The following is a 15,573-nucleotide window of genomic DNA, read 5'->3' on the forward strand; positions in this document are numbered from 1 at the left end:
GGTACGATTGCCGACCATTCGAATCTAACAAGAGCAAACAGTCTTGCACATGAACAAAACCCTTGCCGCTGTCGCGTCGGGCACATTGCTGACGGCCAAGATGGCGAGCGTGGTCGAGCGCATGGCCCGTGCGGGCCATCCGAGCCTGGACCAGCTCACGCCCGAGGAGGCCAAGGCTTCCTACGAGAAGGGCGCCGGCGTGCTCGAGGTGCCCAAGCCCGACCTCGCGCGCATCGAAGACTTCAGCATTACAGCGCGTGACGGCTTCGAGATTCCGGCGCGGCTCTACGCGCCGTCGTCGGCCAAGCTGCCGGTGCTGGTGTACTTTCATGGCGGCGGCTTCACGGTCGGCAACATCCGCACGCACGACACGCTGTGCCGCGTGCTCAGCCTGAAGAGCGGTTGCGCCGTGGTATCGGTCGACTATCGCCTGGCACCCGCGCACAAGTTTCCCACTGCCTCCGACGATGCCTGGGACGCCTTCGCCTTTGTCGCGAACGGCGGCGCGCGCCTCGGCCTCGACACCGGCCGCCTTGCGGTGGGCGGCGACAGCGCCGGTGGCACGCTGGCCGCCGTGTGCGCCATTCTTGCGCGCGACGCGGGCCTGCCGCTCGCGCTGCAGATGCTGATCTATCCCGGCACCACCGGCCACCAGGACACCCCTTCGCACCAGCTGTACGCCAACGGGCCGCTGCTGACCAAGGCGCTGATCGACTATTTCTTCGGCCAGTACGTGCGCACGCCGGCCGACCGCGACGACTGGCGCTTTGCGCCGCTGCTGGCGGACGATGTGGAAGGCGTGGCGCCGGCCTGGATCGGGTTGGCCGAATGCGACCCGGTGGTGGACGAAGGCATTGCCTACGCCGACAAGCTGCGTGCCGCGGGCGTAGCGGTCGATCTTGAAATCTATCGCGGCGTGATCCACGAATTCCTGAAGATGGGCCGCGCGATTCCTGAAGCGCTGCGGGCGCAAAACGACGCGGCGCGCGCACTCAAAGAAGCACTGAACCCATGAGCCAAGAAACCATCCCCCAGAGAAAAGACTTCCGTTTCTTCCACCGCCTGCGCGTGCGCTGGGCCGAGGTCGACATGCAGAAGATCGTGTTCAACGCGCACTACCTGATGTATTTCGACACCGCCATTGCCGACTACTGGCGCGCGCTTGCACTGCCTTACGAAGAGGCCATGCATGCGCTGGGCGGCGACCTGTATGTGCGCAAGGCCACGATAGATTTTCAGGCCTCCGCCCGCATGGACGACGTGATCGACGTGGGCATGAAGTGCGCGCGCATCGGCAATTCGTCCATGGTCTTTCAAGGCGCGCTGTTTCGGCAGGACCAATACCTGGTGCGCTGCGAACTGGTCTATGTGTTTGCAGACCCGGCCACGCAGACCTCCAAGCCGGTGCCGCCTCTGTTGCGCGAAATTCTCACGGGCTTCGAAGCCGGCGAGCCGATGCGCACCGTGGAAACCGGCGACTGGAAAACCCTTGGCGAAGGGGCGAGCGCGCGGCGGCGCGCCGTCTTCATCGAGGAGCAGAACATTCCCAAGGAACTGGAGTGGGACGAGCACGATGCGGTGGTGCTGCATGCGGTGGCGCGCAACCGGCTCGGCCAGGTGATTGCCACCGGGCGGCTGCTCGATGCCGTCGACGGCACGGCGATGCTCGGCCGCATGGCCGTGCACCGCGCGCTGCGCAGCGGCGGACACGGCGCCGCGGTGATGCAGGCGCTCGAGGAGGCCGCCAGGGCACGCGGCGATCGCGAGATCGGCCTGCACGCCCAGCGCAGCGCGGAGCGCTTCTATGCACGGCTGGGCTACACCGTGCATGGCGAGCCCTTCGAGGAAGCCGGCATCCCGCACATCGAGATGCGGCGCGCACTGAATCAATAACGGGCCGGCGGGTCGGGCACATAGCCCATCTCCGAACCCGGAAAGGCGGACGGGCCTTCGGGACGCGGCCAGCGCGGCGGAGGCGGCACCGGAATGACGCCGGCCGCGATGAGGTTCTCGCGGCTGTCGTAGCGGATGCGAACCACCTCGTCGGGCGTGGACTGCGCGCGCTCGAAGGTGGTGTGGCCCACGTGCGATGTCTCTCGCCGGCCATGGCCGGTTCCCAGGCTCGGCGATGGCCGGGCGAGCCCGCCCTTGGCCGATGCAGTGGATTCGGCGCCCAGGGCGCTGTCGGCGGAGCGGGACTGCGCCGCAGGTGCGGCCGGGGCGGCCTCCGCAACGGCGGACGGCGCCTCGCTGCGGCGCTCCATCTCGCGGTTGCTGCCGTAGCCGTCTCGTTGCGGCAACACGATGGGCGGCGCGGGCGGTGCAAGCGGCGTAGGCACCCGCTCGCGGAACAGTGCGACGCCGATCACCCCCACATCGGCCGGCCGGCCGGTGCGGCTCGCGTACGAATTGCCGATCGACGTGAATTCGAAGGCCGCAATCTGCGAGTCGCTCTTGCGCCAGCCCGTGATGTCGCTGCGCTCGCCGCCTGAGAAAACGTAGCCGTTCTGCAGCACGCCCGCGGTTTCGCCGGTGACGATGTTCACGCCATCGACCGACATCACCGCCATGACACGCTCGCCCATCGCATTGCGCGCGCGAATTGCGTAGCGCGAGCCGGGCCGGCCAGCCATCCAGTATTCACCCCGGTAGCGGTAGATGGGCAGCTCGCGGCCCGTGGCGCGGTCGACCACGCTCACCTGCATGAGCGAGCCGAGGCGGTCGTACGTCAAAGGCGGCGAGGGCGGCCGTATCGGGCTTTCGGCGCAGGCCGAGAGGGCGGCCATTGCGAGGGCTGTCGAAAAGATGAGTCTGCGCTTCATGGTGGTCTTCCTTGCCGGGAGTGGATCGGTAGGGCTTCTACGGAGCAGCACTGAAGGCAGGGTTAAACGCGCGCGAAAAAATAGCGCTGCCTCTTTCGGGGCAGCGCCGGGCGTCCGTTTTCAGGGACGCTGGGGTTGGCGGCAAGCCTAGATGTCTTCGAGCAGCGGATACGGCAGCGGCTCGACCGTGAGCACCGGGCCGTCGGCGCCGCCCGCGCGCAGGCCGCCGGTTTCGAGCGCCGCGATCTGGATGGAGATCAGCGCGGCCCAACCGCCGCCCGGGGCCGGCGCAGCCTGCGCCACCGTGCCCACGGGTTGATCGGCGTCGCTGGCGGCAAACACTTCCTGGCCCGCGCTCACCGGCGCGTCGGCCTGCACAAGATAGGTGCGGCGCTTCAGCGTGCCGCGAAACTGGCTGCGCGCCACGATCTCCTGGCCCGGATAGCAGCCCTTCTTGAAATTGACGCCGCCGACCGATTCGTAGTTGATCATCTGCGGCACGAAGGCCTCGATCACCGGGGTGGTCACCGTCACGATGCCGCTGCGGACCTCGCTCCATTGCCAGAGCTCCGCGTCGAGCGACGGTCCAGCGGGGGCTGGGTTGCCTGCGGGGGCAATCCACAGTGCGCGCGGCACGCCGTCGGCCGGGTAGAGCGAAACGGAGCTGATGTCCGTGCCGATGGCGGTGCGCTGGCCGGGCAGGGCGGCGGCATCGAGCCCGTTGCCGGTCAACGCGGTACCGGCAAGGCCGTACAGCGCGAACTGGTCCGTGGCATCGGTGAGCTTGGCCTTGGCGCGCAGCACATACATCGACAGGCGCTTGAGCGTGGCGGCCAGAATGTCCTTGCTGCAGACCAGCAGCACCAGGTCGGGCTGCGGCCGAATGCCTATGAAGCTGGCAATCACGCGGCCCTTGGCGGTGCAAAGGGCGGCCAGGCGGGCCTCGGTGGCGCCGAGCAGCGAAAAATCCTGCGTGAGCTGGCCGTGCAAAAAGCTGGCGGCATCCGGTCCTTCGGCGCGAATCACGCCAAGGTGCGAGAGGGCGGTAACACCATTGAGAACGACAGTAGTCATCGCTGAATTATCATGGTCGAAGCCGTTCCGTCCGGTCCGCAGGGAAACTTGCCGTTGTTCCCGCAAGGCCACCGACTTTTCGCACCGGATCCCCGATTCGGTTTTCTTTTCTCCGCTATTCCATCGGACCCGTGCGCCGCTTCTTTCTTACGCTCTTTCTGCTTGCCGCCCTGGGTGCGCTCGGTCTCGGCGCCGCCGGTTTGTGGTGGGTGCACCAGCCGCTCAAGCTACCCGCACCCAGCCTCGACCTTTCCGTGGAGCCGGGCACCACGCCGCGCGGCGTTGCGCAGGCGGTGGCCGATGCCGGCGCCGACGTGCAGCCGCAACTGCTCTATCTGTGGTTCCGCGTTTCTGGCCAGGACCGCCAGATTCGCGCCGGCAGCTATGAGCTGGAGCGCGGCATCACGCCCAAGATGCTGCTCAACGTGCTGGTGCGCGGCGAAGAAGCCACGCGCAGCCTGGTGCTGGTCGAAGGCTGGAACTTCCGGCAGGTGCGCGCCGCCCTTGCCAAGGCCGAGCAGCTCAAGCCCGAAACCGTCGGGCTGCCCGACGACGCGCTGATGGCCAAGCTCGGCAGGCCCGGCGTGCACCCGGAGGGACGCTTTTTCCCCGACACGTACACCTATTCGAAGGGCTCGACCGACATTGCGCTGCTGCAGCGCGCCATGCGGGCCATGGACAAGAAGCTCGAAGCCGCCTGGGCGGCCAGGGCGGCCGATTTGCCGATCAAAACGGCCGATGAGGCGCTTATCCTGGCCAGCATTGTCGAAAAGGAGACAGGCAAAGCCAAGGATCGCTCCGAAATTGCCGCCGTCTTCGTCAATCGGCTGCGCACCGGCATGCCGCTGCAGACCGACCCGACCGTGATCTATGGCATGGGCACCACTTTCGACGGCAATCTGCGCAAGAAAGACCTGCAGGCCGATACGCCCTGGAACACCTACACCCGCGGCGGCCTGCCGCCCACGCCCATTGCCATGCCGGGCAAGGCGGCGCTGCTGGCGGCGGTGCAGCCGGCGCAAAGCAAGTCGCTGTACTTTGTTTCGCGCGGCGACGGCACCAGCCAGTTCAGCACCTCCCTCGACGAGCACAACCGCGCGGTCAACCGCTACCAGCGCGGGGGTGGCAGCAATGGCGAACCCAAACCGAAGGTCGCGCAATGAGTGAAGGCTTGTTTCTGACGCTCGAGGGCATCGACGGCGCGGGCAAGTCCAGCCATCTCGACGCGATGGAAGCGCTTTTCAAGACACAGGGCCGCACGGTGGTGCGCACGCGCGAGCCCGGCGGCACGCCGCTGGCCGAAACCTTGCGCGGGCTCATCCTCGAACAGCCGATGGACCCGCTGACCGAATCGCTACTGGTGTTCGCGGCGCGGCGGGATCACGTCGCGCAAGTCATAGAGCCAGCGCTGGCCCGTGGCGACGTGGTGCTGTGCGACCGCTTCACCGACGCCACTTTTGCGTACCAGGGCTCGGGCCGCGGCTTCGATGCGCAGGTGCTGTCGACGCTGGAGCAATGGGTGCAAGGGGGCAGGGGAGCGGCAGCGCTGCTGCAGCCTCACATCACGCTGTGGTTCGACCTGGCGCCCGAAATCGCCGCCCAGCGCTTGGCCGGAGCGCGCTTGCCCGACAAGTTCGAAGCCCAGCCGGTCGAGTTCTTCCGGCGTGTGGCGGCGGGCTATGCGGCCCGCGCGGCCGCCGATACGCAGCGCTTCGTTCGCATCGACGCCAGCCAGACACGCGACCAGGTCTGGCAGCAGGTCGAAGCGGCACTTGTCGCGCGCGGCGCGCTGGCACCCGCGACCGGAGTCGCTCGATGAGCACGCCACAGCTTTCGCCTTGGCTCCACCGACCGCTCGCAGAGCTGTTGCGCCAGCGCGGCCATGCCTGGCTGCTGCAGGGGCCGTCGGGCCTGGGCCAGTACGAGCTCGCGCTGGCGCTTGCCGCTGCCTGGCTTTGCGAACAGCCCAAGGTGGAGGAGGGCGGCACCGCCTGCGGCCAGTGCCCTAGCTGCCACGCCATCGAAGTTCGAACCCATGCCGACCTTTGCGTGCTGATGCCTGAAGTCGCCATGCAGGAACTCGGCTGGCCGCTCGACGAAAAAGCCCAGGCCGACATCGACGACAAGAAGCGCAAGCCCAGCCGCGAGATTCGCGTCGAAGCCATGCGCGACGCGGTCGGCTTTGCCCAGCGCACCAGCGCCCGCGGCCGCGGCAAGGTGGTGCTGGTGTACCCCGCCGAGCGCATGAACACCATCACCGCCAATGCGCTGCTCAAAACGCTCGAAGAGCCGGTCGGCGACGTTCGCTTTGTGCTGGCGAGCGAGGCCGCATGGCAGCTGCTGCCGACCATTCGCAGCCGCTGCCTCGGCTTTACGCTGCCATGGCCCGCAACGGCCGAGGCCGAAGCCTGGCTGGGCGCACACGACGTGCCCGCCGCCGATGCCACCGCCTTGCTGCGTGCGGCAGGCGGCCGGCCCAGCGATGCGCTGCGGCTCGCGCGCTCCGGCCAGTCGCCCAAGGCTTGGTCTCTGTTGCCAAAGGCAGTGTTGCGTGGAGACGTCGCCGCGCTGGCGGACCAGGCACCCTCTCAAGCCATCGGCGCACTGCAGAAGCTCTGCCATGACTTGATGGCCGTCGGCGGCGGTGCCGAACCGCGGTTCTTCGAGGCGGCAGACCTCCCGGCGGCAGTGCCTTCGCACCTGGCGCTGGCGCGTTGGTCCAAGTCGCTCGCCAACGCCGCAAGAACCGCCGAACACCCCTTCAATGCCGGGCTGATGCTGGAAGCGCTTGTGAGCGAGGCGCGAACCACCCTAAACTCTGTTCCTCGCCGACCATGAACCAACCCGCCGCCCCAGCCGCCGCCGCAACGCCTCAACGGCCGAGCGTGATCCAGCTCGCCATCAAGGAGAAGGGTGCGCTCTACGCCGCCTATATTCCGCTGTTTGCCGAAGGCGGCATCTTCATTCCGACTTCGCGGGAATACCGGCTGGGTGACGACGTCTATGTGCTGCTGACGCTGCCCGAAGACCCGCAGCGCTATCCCGTCGCCGGCAAGGTCGCATGGATCACGCCGCAGCGCGCCGCCGGCAACCGGGCGCCGGGCGTCGGCATCCGGTTCCCGTCCGACGAAAAGTCGCGCCAGCTCAAGGCGCGCATCGAGGCGGCGCTCGGTGGCTCGATGGCCTCCGACCGTCCCACCCAAACTATCTAGGCTCGAAGGCTAGGGCTCGCCCCCAGGCTGCGCGCACTTCGTGTCGCTCCGCCACCCCGCTACCGGGGGCGACACCAGAGGCCCGGCAAGGCCGGCTCCTCGGTGTCCCTGGCATCAGCCAGACAATCAGCGCCATGTTCACCGATTCCCACTGCCACCTCACATTCCCCGAGTTCGCGGACCAGATGCCGCAAATCCGCGCAGCCATGGCCGAAGCGCAGGTCGACCGGGCCCTGTGCATCTGCACCAAGCTCGAAGAGTTCGATGACGTTCAGGCCCTGGCGGCCCGCTACGACAACTTCTGGGCCAGCGTGGGCGTGCACCCCGACAACGAGGACATCGCCGAACCCACCGTCGATGACCTGATTCGCCGTGCGGCCTTGCCCAAGGTAGTAGCCATCGGCGAGACCGGCCTCGACTACTACCAGATGGAAGAGCGGAAGGGCGGCCGCAGCATTTCGGATATGGAATGGCAGCGCGACCGGTTCCGCGTGCACATTCGCGCCGCGCAGCAAACCCGCATGCCGCTGGTCATTCACACGCGCGAAGCCTCGGCCGACACGCTGGCCATCCTGAAGGAGGAGGGCGAAGACGGCTCCGGCAAGGCCGCGGGCGGCGTGTTCCATTGCTTTACCGAAACGGCGGAGGTCGCGCGCGCGGCGCTCGACCTCGGTTTCTACATTTCGTTTTCAGGCATCCTGACCTTCAAGAAGGCACAGGACCTGCGCGACGTGGCCGCCTTTGTGCCGCTGGACCGGATGCTGATCGAGACCGACAGCCCTTATCTGGCCCCGGTGCCGTACCGCGGCAAGACCAACAATCCGTCGTATGTGCCGTACGTCGCAAAGCAGATTGCCGAGCTGCGCAAGCTGCCCATCGAAGCAGTCGCAACGGCTACGAGCGACAACTTCGAAACGCTGTTCAAGGGAGTAAAAACAAAATGAGAAATTACATCAAGAAGTTCTTCTATCTGGCTGTCGCTACAGCAACTTTTACCGCACACGCCGGTTCGTTCGAAGATTTCTTCCGGGCCGTGCGCGGAGACAACGCCAGCGGCGTGCGAACCCTGCTGCAGCGCGGTTTCGACCCCAACACGCGCGACGAACACGGCCAGACCGGCCTGATCATCGCCCTGCGCGAACCGTCGCCCAAGGTCGCCCAGTTGCTGCTCGAGTCGCCGCAAACCGACGTCGACATTGCCAACGCCAAGGACGAAACCCCGCTGATGCTGGCCGCCATCAAGGGCCAGCAAGACATCGTCGCCCAGCTGCTCAAGCGCGACGCCGCCGTCAACAAGACCGGCTGGACACCGCTTCACTATGCCGCCAGCAGCGGCCAACTGAGCATCATGAAAGTGCTGCTCGACAACTACGCCTTCATCGATGCGCAGTCGCCCAACGGCACCACGCCGCTCATGATGGCCGCGATGTATGGATCTACCGAAGCCGTGAAGCTGCTGCTGGCCGAGGGCGCGGACACCACCATGAAGAACCAGCTCGGCATGACCGCGGTCGACTTCGCGACCAAGGCCAATCGGCCCGAAGCCGCGCAACTCATCACGGCTGCTGCCGGCGCAAAGCCGACCCCTCAAGCGATTCCCAAAGACGGTAAATGGTGAGCTCCGCGGCCTGATTGGCGGCGGCTTGCTCACCAGGCGCTGCGCCACTTTCCCTCGATACGAGGGCTGAATCCGACGCGCCGGCACAGGTCCGGCAAAACACCCAAAAGGGCGCCTGCGCAGTCATGCGAGACTCTGCGGAGAAGGAGAAGCAGAGATGAATACGTTTCTATTCATGGTCTTTTTGTTGGCCATCGGGTTCCTGGTGTTCGTGGCGCTCGCAAGAAAAAGGTCTGCGCAAAGCAGCAGCGGCTTTGTCGACAAGCCCAAGGCACGGCCGCCGCTTACTGCGCGCGAACAGGCCATGTACAACCGCCTCGTGCAAACGCTGCCGGACCTGGTGGTGCTGCCGCAGGTCAGCTTTGGCGCGCTGCTCACGGCCCGCACGCGCGCCGCACGAAGCTCGTTCAGCCGCAAGATCGCGGACTTTGTCGTGTGCGACCGTTCATTCAAGGTCGTGGCCGTGGTGGCGCTCGGCGACAAGAACAGCAAGGGCAAGTCGCAACGCGACCTGGACCGGGATGCGCTGCTGGTCGAGGCTGGCTACCGCGTGCTGCGATATCCGAGGGTGCCGGATGTGGGGCGCGTGGAGGCTGATTTCGATCCGACGATGGCTTCGGTGAATCCGATGGGGTCCTGAAGGGGTCGGGATTCAGGGCTTGGCTGCAGGGTCTGTCGACCTCCCCATAAATAACACAATGTGCATTATGTTAAATGACATGTGCTGAAGCTCGCGCCGATGGGCCGAGCTCGTCTATTTGCACAAATGTGTTCGCCGTTTTGGCACAAATGTGTTCGTGACTTCATCTGCGCTCGCCTTCTTTCTGCAGACATGGCTGTAAGTCCCTTAGAACACACGATTTGCAGGCTGCAGTGTCAACAAAAGCCGGCTGCCCCATTGAGCAGATTGCCAAACCCATTGATGAAGGTGCCCAAGAAACAAACGATGGGGCCATAGACGCCTACTGCGTTGCGTGAGATCGAGTTGTCGGCAACCCATTCCGGAACGGCCTCTCCTTTGAGGACGTAGTACTGAGGGTCGAACAGGCTGAGGTCAGAGTCGTGGGCGCCTATGTGCTGCCCGATCTCTTTGCCCGTCAGGCTCGGGCGTGCCAGTAGAAGAATGCCCCAGCAGATCACCAATGCGCCGAAGCGGCTCAGCCAATCGAAATTTCGCAGCAGAAGGCTGAGCACGAATCCGACGAACAGTGATGTGACAGTCAGGCAAAGTAGGAATGCATTCGAGGTGAGCAGTCGTTTCATCTTGACCCTTGTGAGTATTCGATCGGCTCGGATAGACATGCGATGACCCGAACGCCTCGCTGGGTCTGAACAGTCTTGTTGGGTCACTATAGCGCTGGCCGCCTGGCGCATTGCGCGAAGAAAGAAGGCTCAGGAGATCGGCCGCCTCAGGGCGCAGAGTGCCCCGCCGCAAGGGCCTGGGCGGCGGAAAGCCCGTATTGTGCTGGCTGGCTCTTTTCTCCCGACGCTTGTGCATGTGCTTGTGCTTCTAAGCGTTCTCTAGCAACAGTGCCGTGAGCTTCTCGGCCGTTCGATCTCCGATTCCACTGATGTCCGCAAGTTCGTTGCGGGCAGCCGCAGCACGCAATTCACCCAGCGTTGCCACGCCGCGCCTCTTCAGCGACTTGAATGCGCTGCCTAACCAAGGCTGCAGGTCCACGAGAAGCGTCCCAGCGTCCTTCGGAAATGGAATGTCATCGCGATCGATAAAGCCGATGCGCCAAAGCTCAGATGCCGTGTGGTTGTTTTGGAAGGTGCGGCCGGTTTCAGCGAGCCTCTTGTAGATCTCCTGCCGCTCAGAGCGCCCGAAGCGCATCGCCAGGTCTCTCGCTGGCGTCGCACGCAGTTCGCCAACTGTCTTGTAGCCGGCGCGGTGCGCTCGCCCCAGCGTGGGACCGCGCAATCCGAGCAGGGAGACCGGGGCGCGGTCGGGCAGACCTCGCAAGGTCGCGGCGAGGATTTCGCCTGGAAGCGCCCGGAGGGCACGACTTTCGTCTAACGCTCGCCCGCGTGGGTCGGGATTCGGCAAGAAGTCCAGTCCGATGGCCCGCAACAGTTCCCTCAAGCGGCCAACCGTCTTGACGCCCAAGCCTTCGCCTCGAAGAAGCTCGTTCTCGCTCGTTGCCGAAAGGTCTTCGAGGCAGAAGACGTTCTTCTGGTGCAGCACGAAGCGGACCCTCGGGCGCACGGGCAACTCGCTGATCGGCGTTTCCGGCCCGAGCGTCGCAGAAAGCGCGGAGAAAGGCTCGCGCGACCCAGTCGGCTTCCAGACGAACGTTTGGAACTCGAAAGCAGTATCCGCAGGGACCAATCCTTCGCGTAGTGCGGCCGCATGCTGCCGCTTGGCTTCGACAATTCCCCGGTGCAATGCTGCCACGCAGGCCGGTAAATCGCCTTCAGGCACATTGGCAAGTTCAGCGATCGAGCGGATGGTGTGTGTCTTTTTCATCGATCCGAGGTTTTCAGTGATTGGATCACTGGTTGAGGTCGACTGCCTCCTCCGTGGGTCTGTAGCCACGGGGGAAGCTTTAAAACACTCCCCTTTATCGAAGAGATTATCCCGAGTAACGCGCATTGAGGTACCAATCCTCGTGCAGCCAACTCTGCCAAAACGGAACACACGCCCTCTTCCTAAAAGCTATGCAACCGGATGTGAGTGCAATCACATTGGGACCAATCACATGATGTCGAAGCAGCGAATTTTGTGGCTCAATGATGTCGCGCTGCGGGGAGGTGCCCTCAGTCAACGAAAACTACAACGAGGAGACAGATACATGGCAGATTTTTTCGAGGTCGACTTTTTGGGAGTCGAAACGAAGTCCAGCGGTGACGCCATCGCTTTGCGCTATTCGATCGGCGGTGGGCCGCAGGCGATTCACGTCGTCGATGGCGGCTACATCGCGACTGGCGAGAAGATCGTCGAACACATCCGAAAGCACTATGGTTCGACAGTCATCGACAACGTCGTGTTGACTCACCCCGACCGAGATCATGCAAACGGCCTGCGCAAGGTTCTCGAGGACTGCACTGTTCGTAGGCTTTGGATGCATCGTCCGTGGAACTACGCCGAGCAACTCCTGCCCTCTTTCCCAACCTACTCCTCGGCAGACCGGTTGCGTTCGAAGCTTCGCTCGGTGTACGCGGCTCCTGTTGAGCTCGAGACGATCGCTTTGGAAAAGGGAATCCCGATCGCCGAACCGTTTCAAGGCCAGATGATTGGCCCATTTAACGTGATGGCACCGACCTTTGACCGCTGGCTCGAGTGCGTTGTCGATTCCAATAAGACACCCGAAACGGCGAACGAGTCCACGATGGACAGTGCTTTGGCAAACATGTGGAATGTCGTGAAGGCAGCGGCGGCGAAGCTTAAGGCTGCTGCATGGGGTGAAGAATACTTCCCTCCCGAGGGCACGAGCGCAGAGAACGAGATGAGCGTGGTGCAGTACGCGTTCCTGAACAACACGAAGGTGCTGCTCACCGGCGACACCGGCCGGGACGGTTTGCAAGAAGCCATCGACTATGCGCCTGCGGTCGGCCTGACGCTGCCGGGCATCACTCTCTTTCAAGTGCCACACCACGGAGGGCGACACAACGTTTCTACGGAAGTTCTCGACCAGTTGCACGGGCCACGACTCTCTGCGCTCCCAGAGGAAACCGCGTGGACTGCCATTTGCAGTTCCGCAAAGGAAGATGCAGACCACCCTCGGCTGTCCGTGAAGCGCGCAATGCTGCACCGCGGCGCTCATTTCGCGGCGACCGAGGGTCGCGACCTGTGCTTCGGGCGAGGAATTTCGCGCGAGGGCTGGTCGGCCGTTCCGCAGGAAACCTATCCGTACGAGCAGGAAGACTGATGGCCGAAGACAAAGGGAGCGGCAAATCCCTCAAACAAGCGAACTTTGTTTGGCTTTGCACCCTGGTCACGTTCGACGTTGTCGTGCTCGCCGTTGTCATCTTCCCTGACATCGTAAGGGACGCGACGGTAAGCAACATCGCGCTCGCGCGAAGCATCAGCAGCATCCTGCTGCCGGTTGTGCCGCTCTTGTTGACGAACACGATTTCTCAGCTCATGAAGGCGAGATTGGTGTACTGGAAATGGAGCGATCCCTTGCCAGGTTCAAGAGCATTCACCACGTTTGTCAAAAAGGACGAGCGCATAGACGAAGCCAAGCTGTTGAAAAATGTGGGTGCCTTCCCGGCCGACCCGAAAGAGCAAAACAGCAAATGGTATGGCCTCTACCTGAAGGTCAAGCACGAGGTTTCCGTCGTGGATTCACATAAGGCGTTTCTGCTGTATCGCGACATGGCCTCGCTCTCGTTGATCCTTTTGGTGCTCGCAGCGCCTGTGTTGTGGTACTTGGATTTCCCGCGCAACGATATCCAGAAGGTCTGCGGTGTATTTCTCCTTCAGTACCTGCTGACCATGATGTCTGCCCGCTTGGCAGGCCATCGGATGGTGTGCACGGTTCTCGCCGTCCATTCAACGCGCAAGATCGCCAACCCGAAGTAGCTCGGGCCGGTGCGGGGCTGCTCCCCCATGCGAACGTAACACTAGCGTGCGCCGCCTCGGGATTGATTTCGTGGATTTTGTGGAATAACGTACGGGCCGGGCCGGGCCGGGCCGGCCGACGCATCACATCACCAAGGAGATTCCTCTTCACCATCCAGAAACCGTTGCCACCACCGAATGGCTACAACAGCTGGCTCGACTATGCCGTCGAGTGCTTTGAAACCCGTGATGTCTGGCTGGAAAGCCACTTCAACGCCTGCTTCGACGAGAAGGCGGTCGAGCTTGATCGGGAAGACATCCGCGAGTCCGCCCGTCTGGAGTTGCGTGCCTTGCGAAAAGCTGCCACCCTCCCCCATTCATAAACATTTCCGAGCAACTCAGGCTGCTCAGGATCGCTGCTGCGAGCAGATCAATCCTCTCGTGCCGCGAACGCCGCATTCATCTGGAGAGCCCGCTTGACCTCATCGCCGTGCAGGTAGATTGAGGTGGTCGTGATCGAAGCGTGGCGCAAGTTGTCGCGCACGGTCGTGAGTTCTGCACCTCGCGCCAGCGCGTGTGTGGCATGGGTGTGGCGCATCCAGTGGGGACTGGCACGGCGCAGCTTTTCGGCGAGGGCTGGCCTTTCCGCCCCAATGACCTCGGCCACCTGCAGGAAAAAGCGCCGCATAATGCTCCACAGGCGCGTCGCGGTGATGCCATCGGCACTGTCCAGGTCCAGACTGCCGACGAGCGGCGTCTTCGGATTCCATCGCGCCGGCGTGATGGGTAGCTGTCGCTGCATCAAATAGCGATCCAGCGCAGCTCGGGCCAGTGGCGGCAGCGCAACCTTGCCCGGCTTGCTGCCTTTGCCCATCAGGCGTAGCCAGTGATCGCCGTGGACATTCGTGTCGATCTGGCCGAGCGTCGCGTTGACCAATTCGCCAATGCGCAAGCCGGTCGCATACGCGAAGTCCAGCACGAAGCGCAGCCTCTGTGCCGCCGCCGGTTTCCAGCCGTGCACCCATTCCAGACCCTCCGCCACGGCTTGGACGATCGACCATTCTCCTTCACTGAAGACCCGCGTCAGGGCCGAGGATTCTGTGGGCGATGCGGCCCGAACCCTGATTCCGGCAAAAGGATTGGCCAGGACATAGCGCTGCTGGATCAGCCAGCGAAACAATGCGCCGGCAACGGAAAGCGCATACGCGATCGAGCGCGCCGAGAGATCTCCCGCGAATGGCCGCCACTCGGGTGAGGAGCGCGCAGCTGCGGGGCCTACCCAGCGTCCTCGCGGCGAAGGGTGGCGCAAGAATGCGCGGTAAGCCACCGCGTCTTCCGTCGTGAGCGACGACAACGCCTTACGACGCTCCACAATCGCCCAGAGGATCAGCCGCTCGGCTTCCTTGCGGTACGCGCGCTGGGTGGCGGCCGACTCGTGCAACGACAACCAGGCCTGTACTGCTTCGTAGTCGTTGCTCGCGGCAAGAATGCAAGATGTGGGCGGTGCGCGGAAGGCGCCGCGCGAGCCGTCAACGTCACCCGGCACGCTCAGCCTCTCCAGGGGGACCACATCCTGCTGAAGTCTGACCGGCAGCAACGCGCGCGCTTGGGCTGTCAATGATGGGTGGGCGGCGAAGAATGCTTCGATTTGCCCTGCCCCGGTGGCGCCAAGCCGGGGAATGACGGACCACCAGCGGCGCCGGCGTGGGACCCGCACTGTCAGGTCAGCCAGCGTGCGCAGTCCGTAGTCGAATAACGGGCCAGCCAGTCGAGTCGGCAGCCAGCGTTCGATCGCATCCGTCACCAACGGCTGCGGGGCGGAGAGCCCACGCAGCTCTTCCATCGCCGCCAGCACCGCACGGGCGCGCTTGTGCCGCTCGACCGCGGGATGTTTGATCAACTGCCCCAGGTCGTCACGCCGGCAATGGCGCGCATGGGCCTCCAACTGCCGGCGGACGTCGGCCAGCACAGAACGGGAGGAACGCCCTCCTGCGCTTTCCTGCGGCAGATATTGCGCTACCGCGTCGGTCGCACTCATGCCCGCGTACCAGGCACGCAAGGCAGCCAATGCCGAAGCCGCGGGAAATCCCGGCAACCCCTGCTCCGTCCTTGATGCGCCAAGGCTACTTTTCATGGAGCGAGTTTAGCGTCTTGCAAGTGCTATTGCGATAAGAAGAGTTATCACGATAGCAGCCACCTGGTGCACTTCCAATCGCCGATCGATTGCAACCATTCGAATTTGGTTGTCGCAAGAATGAAGTTCCAGCACGAGCCCTCGCCCATTAGGACGCCTGCCAAGTGAAGGACAAATGAGGCGACTTGGCCCTTTTTTTCGGGGCA

At 63.9% G+C, this 15,573-nt stretch carries 17 protein-coding genes; 12 read left to right on the plus strand and 5 right to left on the minus strand.

The annotated features are described in order from the left end of the window. Positions 1 to 49 precede the first annotated feature (49 nt). Both M0765_RS23300 and M0765_RS23305 read left to right on the plus strand, forming a co-directional pair. On the plus strand, positions 50 to 1,015 hold the full coding sequence (locus M0765_RS23300) for an alpha/beta hydrolase (protein WP_258506149.1): 966 nt from the start codon (positions 50 to 52) through the stop codon (positions 1,013 to 1,015). Further along, positions 1,012 to 1,893 (plus strand): YbgC/FadM family acyl-CoA thioesterase, encoded by an 882-nt coding sequence (locus tag M0765_RS23305; protein ID WP_258506150.1) that lies wholly within the window; start codon positions 1,012 to 1,014, stop codon positions 1,891 to 1,893. Before M0765_RS23300 ends, M0765_RS23305 begins: the two co-directional genes overlap by 4 nt. Here M0765_RS23305 and M0765_RS23310 read toward each other — a convergent pair. Then, on the minus strand, positions 1,887 to 2,822 hold the full coding sequence (locus M0765_RS23310; RefSeq protein WP_258506151.1) for a hypothetical protein: 936 nt from the start codon (positions 2,820 to 2,822) through the stop codon (positions 1,887 to 1,889). The two genes, M0765_RS23305 and M0765_RS23310, sit on opposite strands and share 7 nt — an antisense overlap. A 147-nt stretch (positions 2,823 to 2,969) precedes the next feature. After that, positions 2,970 to 3,896: a CAF17-like 4Fe-4S cluster assembly/insertion protein YgfZ gene (gene ygfZ / locus M0765_RS23315; RefSeq protein WP_258506152.1), complete on the minus strand. Its 927-nt coding sequence runs from the start codon at positions 3,894 to 3,896 to the stop codon at positions 2,970 to 2,972. Positions 3,897 to 4,027: 131 nt separating this feature from the next. On the opposite strand from ygfZ, the gene mltG reads away from it, so the two are divergent. The 7 genes from mltG to M0765_RS23350 all read left to right on the plus strand — a co-directional run bounded on the left by mltG (position 4,028) and on the right by M0765_RS23350 (position 9,366). Further along, on the plus strand, positions 4,028 to 5,059 hold the full coding sequence (gene mltG / locus M0765_RS23320) for an endolytic transglycosylase MltG (RefSeq protein ID WP_258506154.1): 1,032 nt from the start codon (positions 4,028 to 4,030) through the stop codon (positions 5,057 to 5,059). Further along, positions 5,056 to 5,715 carry a dTMP kinase gene (gene tmk / locus M0765_RS23325; protein ID WP_258506156.1) on the plus strand — a complete coding sequence of 220 codons (660 nt, stop codon included), beginning with the start codon at positions 5,056 to 5,058 and terminating at the stop codon, positions 5,713 to 5,715. The genes mltG and tmk overlap by 4 nt, the downstream gene beginning before the upstream one ends. Continuing rightward, positions 5,712 to 6,734: a DNA polymerase III subunit delta' gene (locus tag M0765_RS23330; protein WP_258506157.1), complete on the plus strand. Its 1,023-nt coding sequence runs from the start codon at positions 5,712 to 5,714 to the stop codon at positions 6,732 to 6,734. Before tmk ends, M0765_RS23330 begins: the two co-directional genes overlap by 4 nt. Then, positions 6,731 to 7,108 carry a PilZ domain-containing protein gene (locus M0765_RS23335; protein ID WP_055806688.1) on the plus strand — a complete coding sequence of 126 codons (378 nt, stop codon included), beginning with the start codon at positions 6,731 to 6,733 and terminating at the stop codon, positions 7,106 to 7,108. Before M0765_RS23330 ends, M0765_RS23335 begins: the two co-directional genes overlap by 4 nt. A gap of 134 nt (positions 7,109 to 7,242) precedes the next feature. Continuing rightward, positions 7,243 to 8,052 carry a TatD family hydrolase gene (locus M0765_RS23340; RefSeq protein WP_258506158.1) on the plus strand — a complete coding sequence of 270 codons (810 nt, stop codon included), beginning with the start codon at positions 7,243 to 7,245 and terminating at the stop codon, positions 8,050 to 8,052. After that, positions 8,049 to 8,726, plus strand: coding sequence for an ankyrin repeat domain-containing protein (locus M0765_RS23345; RefSeq protein ID WP_258506159.1), 678 nt, complete (start codon positions 8,049 to 8,051; stop codon positions 8,724 to 8,726). Before M0765_RS23340 ends, M0765_RS23345 begins: the two co-directional genes overlap by 4 nt. 157 nt (positions 8,727 to 8,883) lie before the next feature. Beyond that, complete coding sequence (locus M0765_RS23350) at positions 8,884 to 9,366, plus strand: DUF2726 domain-containing protein (RefSeq protein WP_258506160.1); 483 nt, start codon at positions 8,884 to 8,886, stop codon at positions 9,364 to 9,366. A 236-nt stretch (positions 9,367 to 9,602) separates the two neighbouring features. On the opposite strand, the gene M0765_RS23355 is transcribed toward M0765_RS23350, so the two are convergent. Both M0765_RS23355 and M0765_RS23360 read right to left on the minus strand, forming a co-directional pair. Continuing rightward, on the minus strand, positions 9,603 to 9,989 hold the full coding sequence (locus M0765_RS23355; protein ID WP_258506161.1) for a hypothetical protein: 387 nt from the start codon (positions 9,987 to 9,989) through the stop codon (positions 9,603 to 9,605). A gap of 247 nt (positions 9,990 to 10,236) precedes the next feature. Next, positions 10,237 to 11,196, minus strand: a complete 960-nt coding sequence (locus M0765_RS23360; RefSeq protein ID WP_258506162.1) for a helix-hairpin-helix domain-containing protein — start codon at positions 11,194 to 11,196, stop codon at positions 10,237 to 10,239. 325 nt (positions 11,197 to 11,521) lie between these two features. On the opposite strand from M0765_RS23360, the gene M0765_RS23365 reads away from it, so the two are divergent. The 3 genes from M0765_RS23365 (at position 11,522) to M0765_RS23375 (ending at position 13,616) form a co-directional block, all read left to right on the plus strand. Next, positions 11,522 to 12,598, plus strand: a complete 1,077-nt coding sequence (locus M0765_RS23365; protein ID WP_258506164.1) for a competence protein ComEC — start codon at positions 11,522 to 11,524, stop codon at positions 12,596 to 12,598. Further along, positions 12,598 to 13,254, plus strand: coding sequence for a hypothetical protein (locus tag M0765_RS23370; protein ID WP_258506165.1), 657 nt, complete (start codon positions 12,598 to 12,600; stop codon positions 13,252 to 13,254). The genes M0765_RS23365 and M0765_RS23370 overlap by 1 nt, the downstream gene beginning before the upstream one ends. A 164-nt stretch (positions 13,255 to 13,418) precedes the next feature. Further along, positions 13,419 to 13,616: a hypothetical protein gene (locus M0765_RS23375; RefSeq protein ID WP_258506166.1), complete on the plus strand. Its 198-nt coding sequence runs from the start codon at positions 13,419 to 13,421 to the stop codon at positions 13,614 to 13,616. Positions 13,617 to 13,663: 47 nt separating this feature from the next. On the opposite strand, the gene M0765_RS23380 is transcribed toward M0765_RS23375, so the two are convergent. Beyond that, on the minus strand, positions 13,664 to 15,367 hold the full coding sequence (locus M0765_RS23380; protein WP_258506167.1) for a site-specific integrase: 1,704 nt from the start codon (positions 15,365 to 15,367) through the stop codon (positions 13,664 to 13,666). Positions 15,368 to 15,573: the final 206 nt, after the last annotated feature.

The organism is Variovorax sp. S12S4, assembly GCF_023195515.1.
Classification (GTDB): domain Bacteria; phylum Pseudomonadota; class Gammaproteobacteria; order Burkholderiales; family Burkholderiaceae_C; genus Variovorax.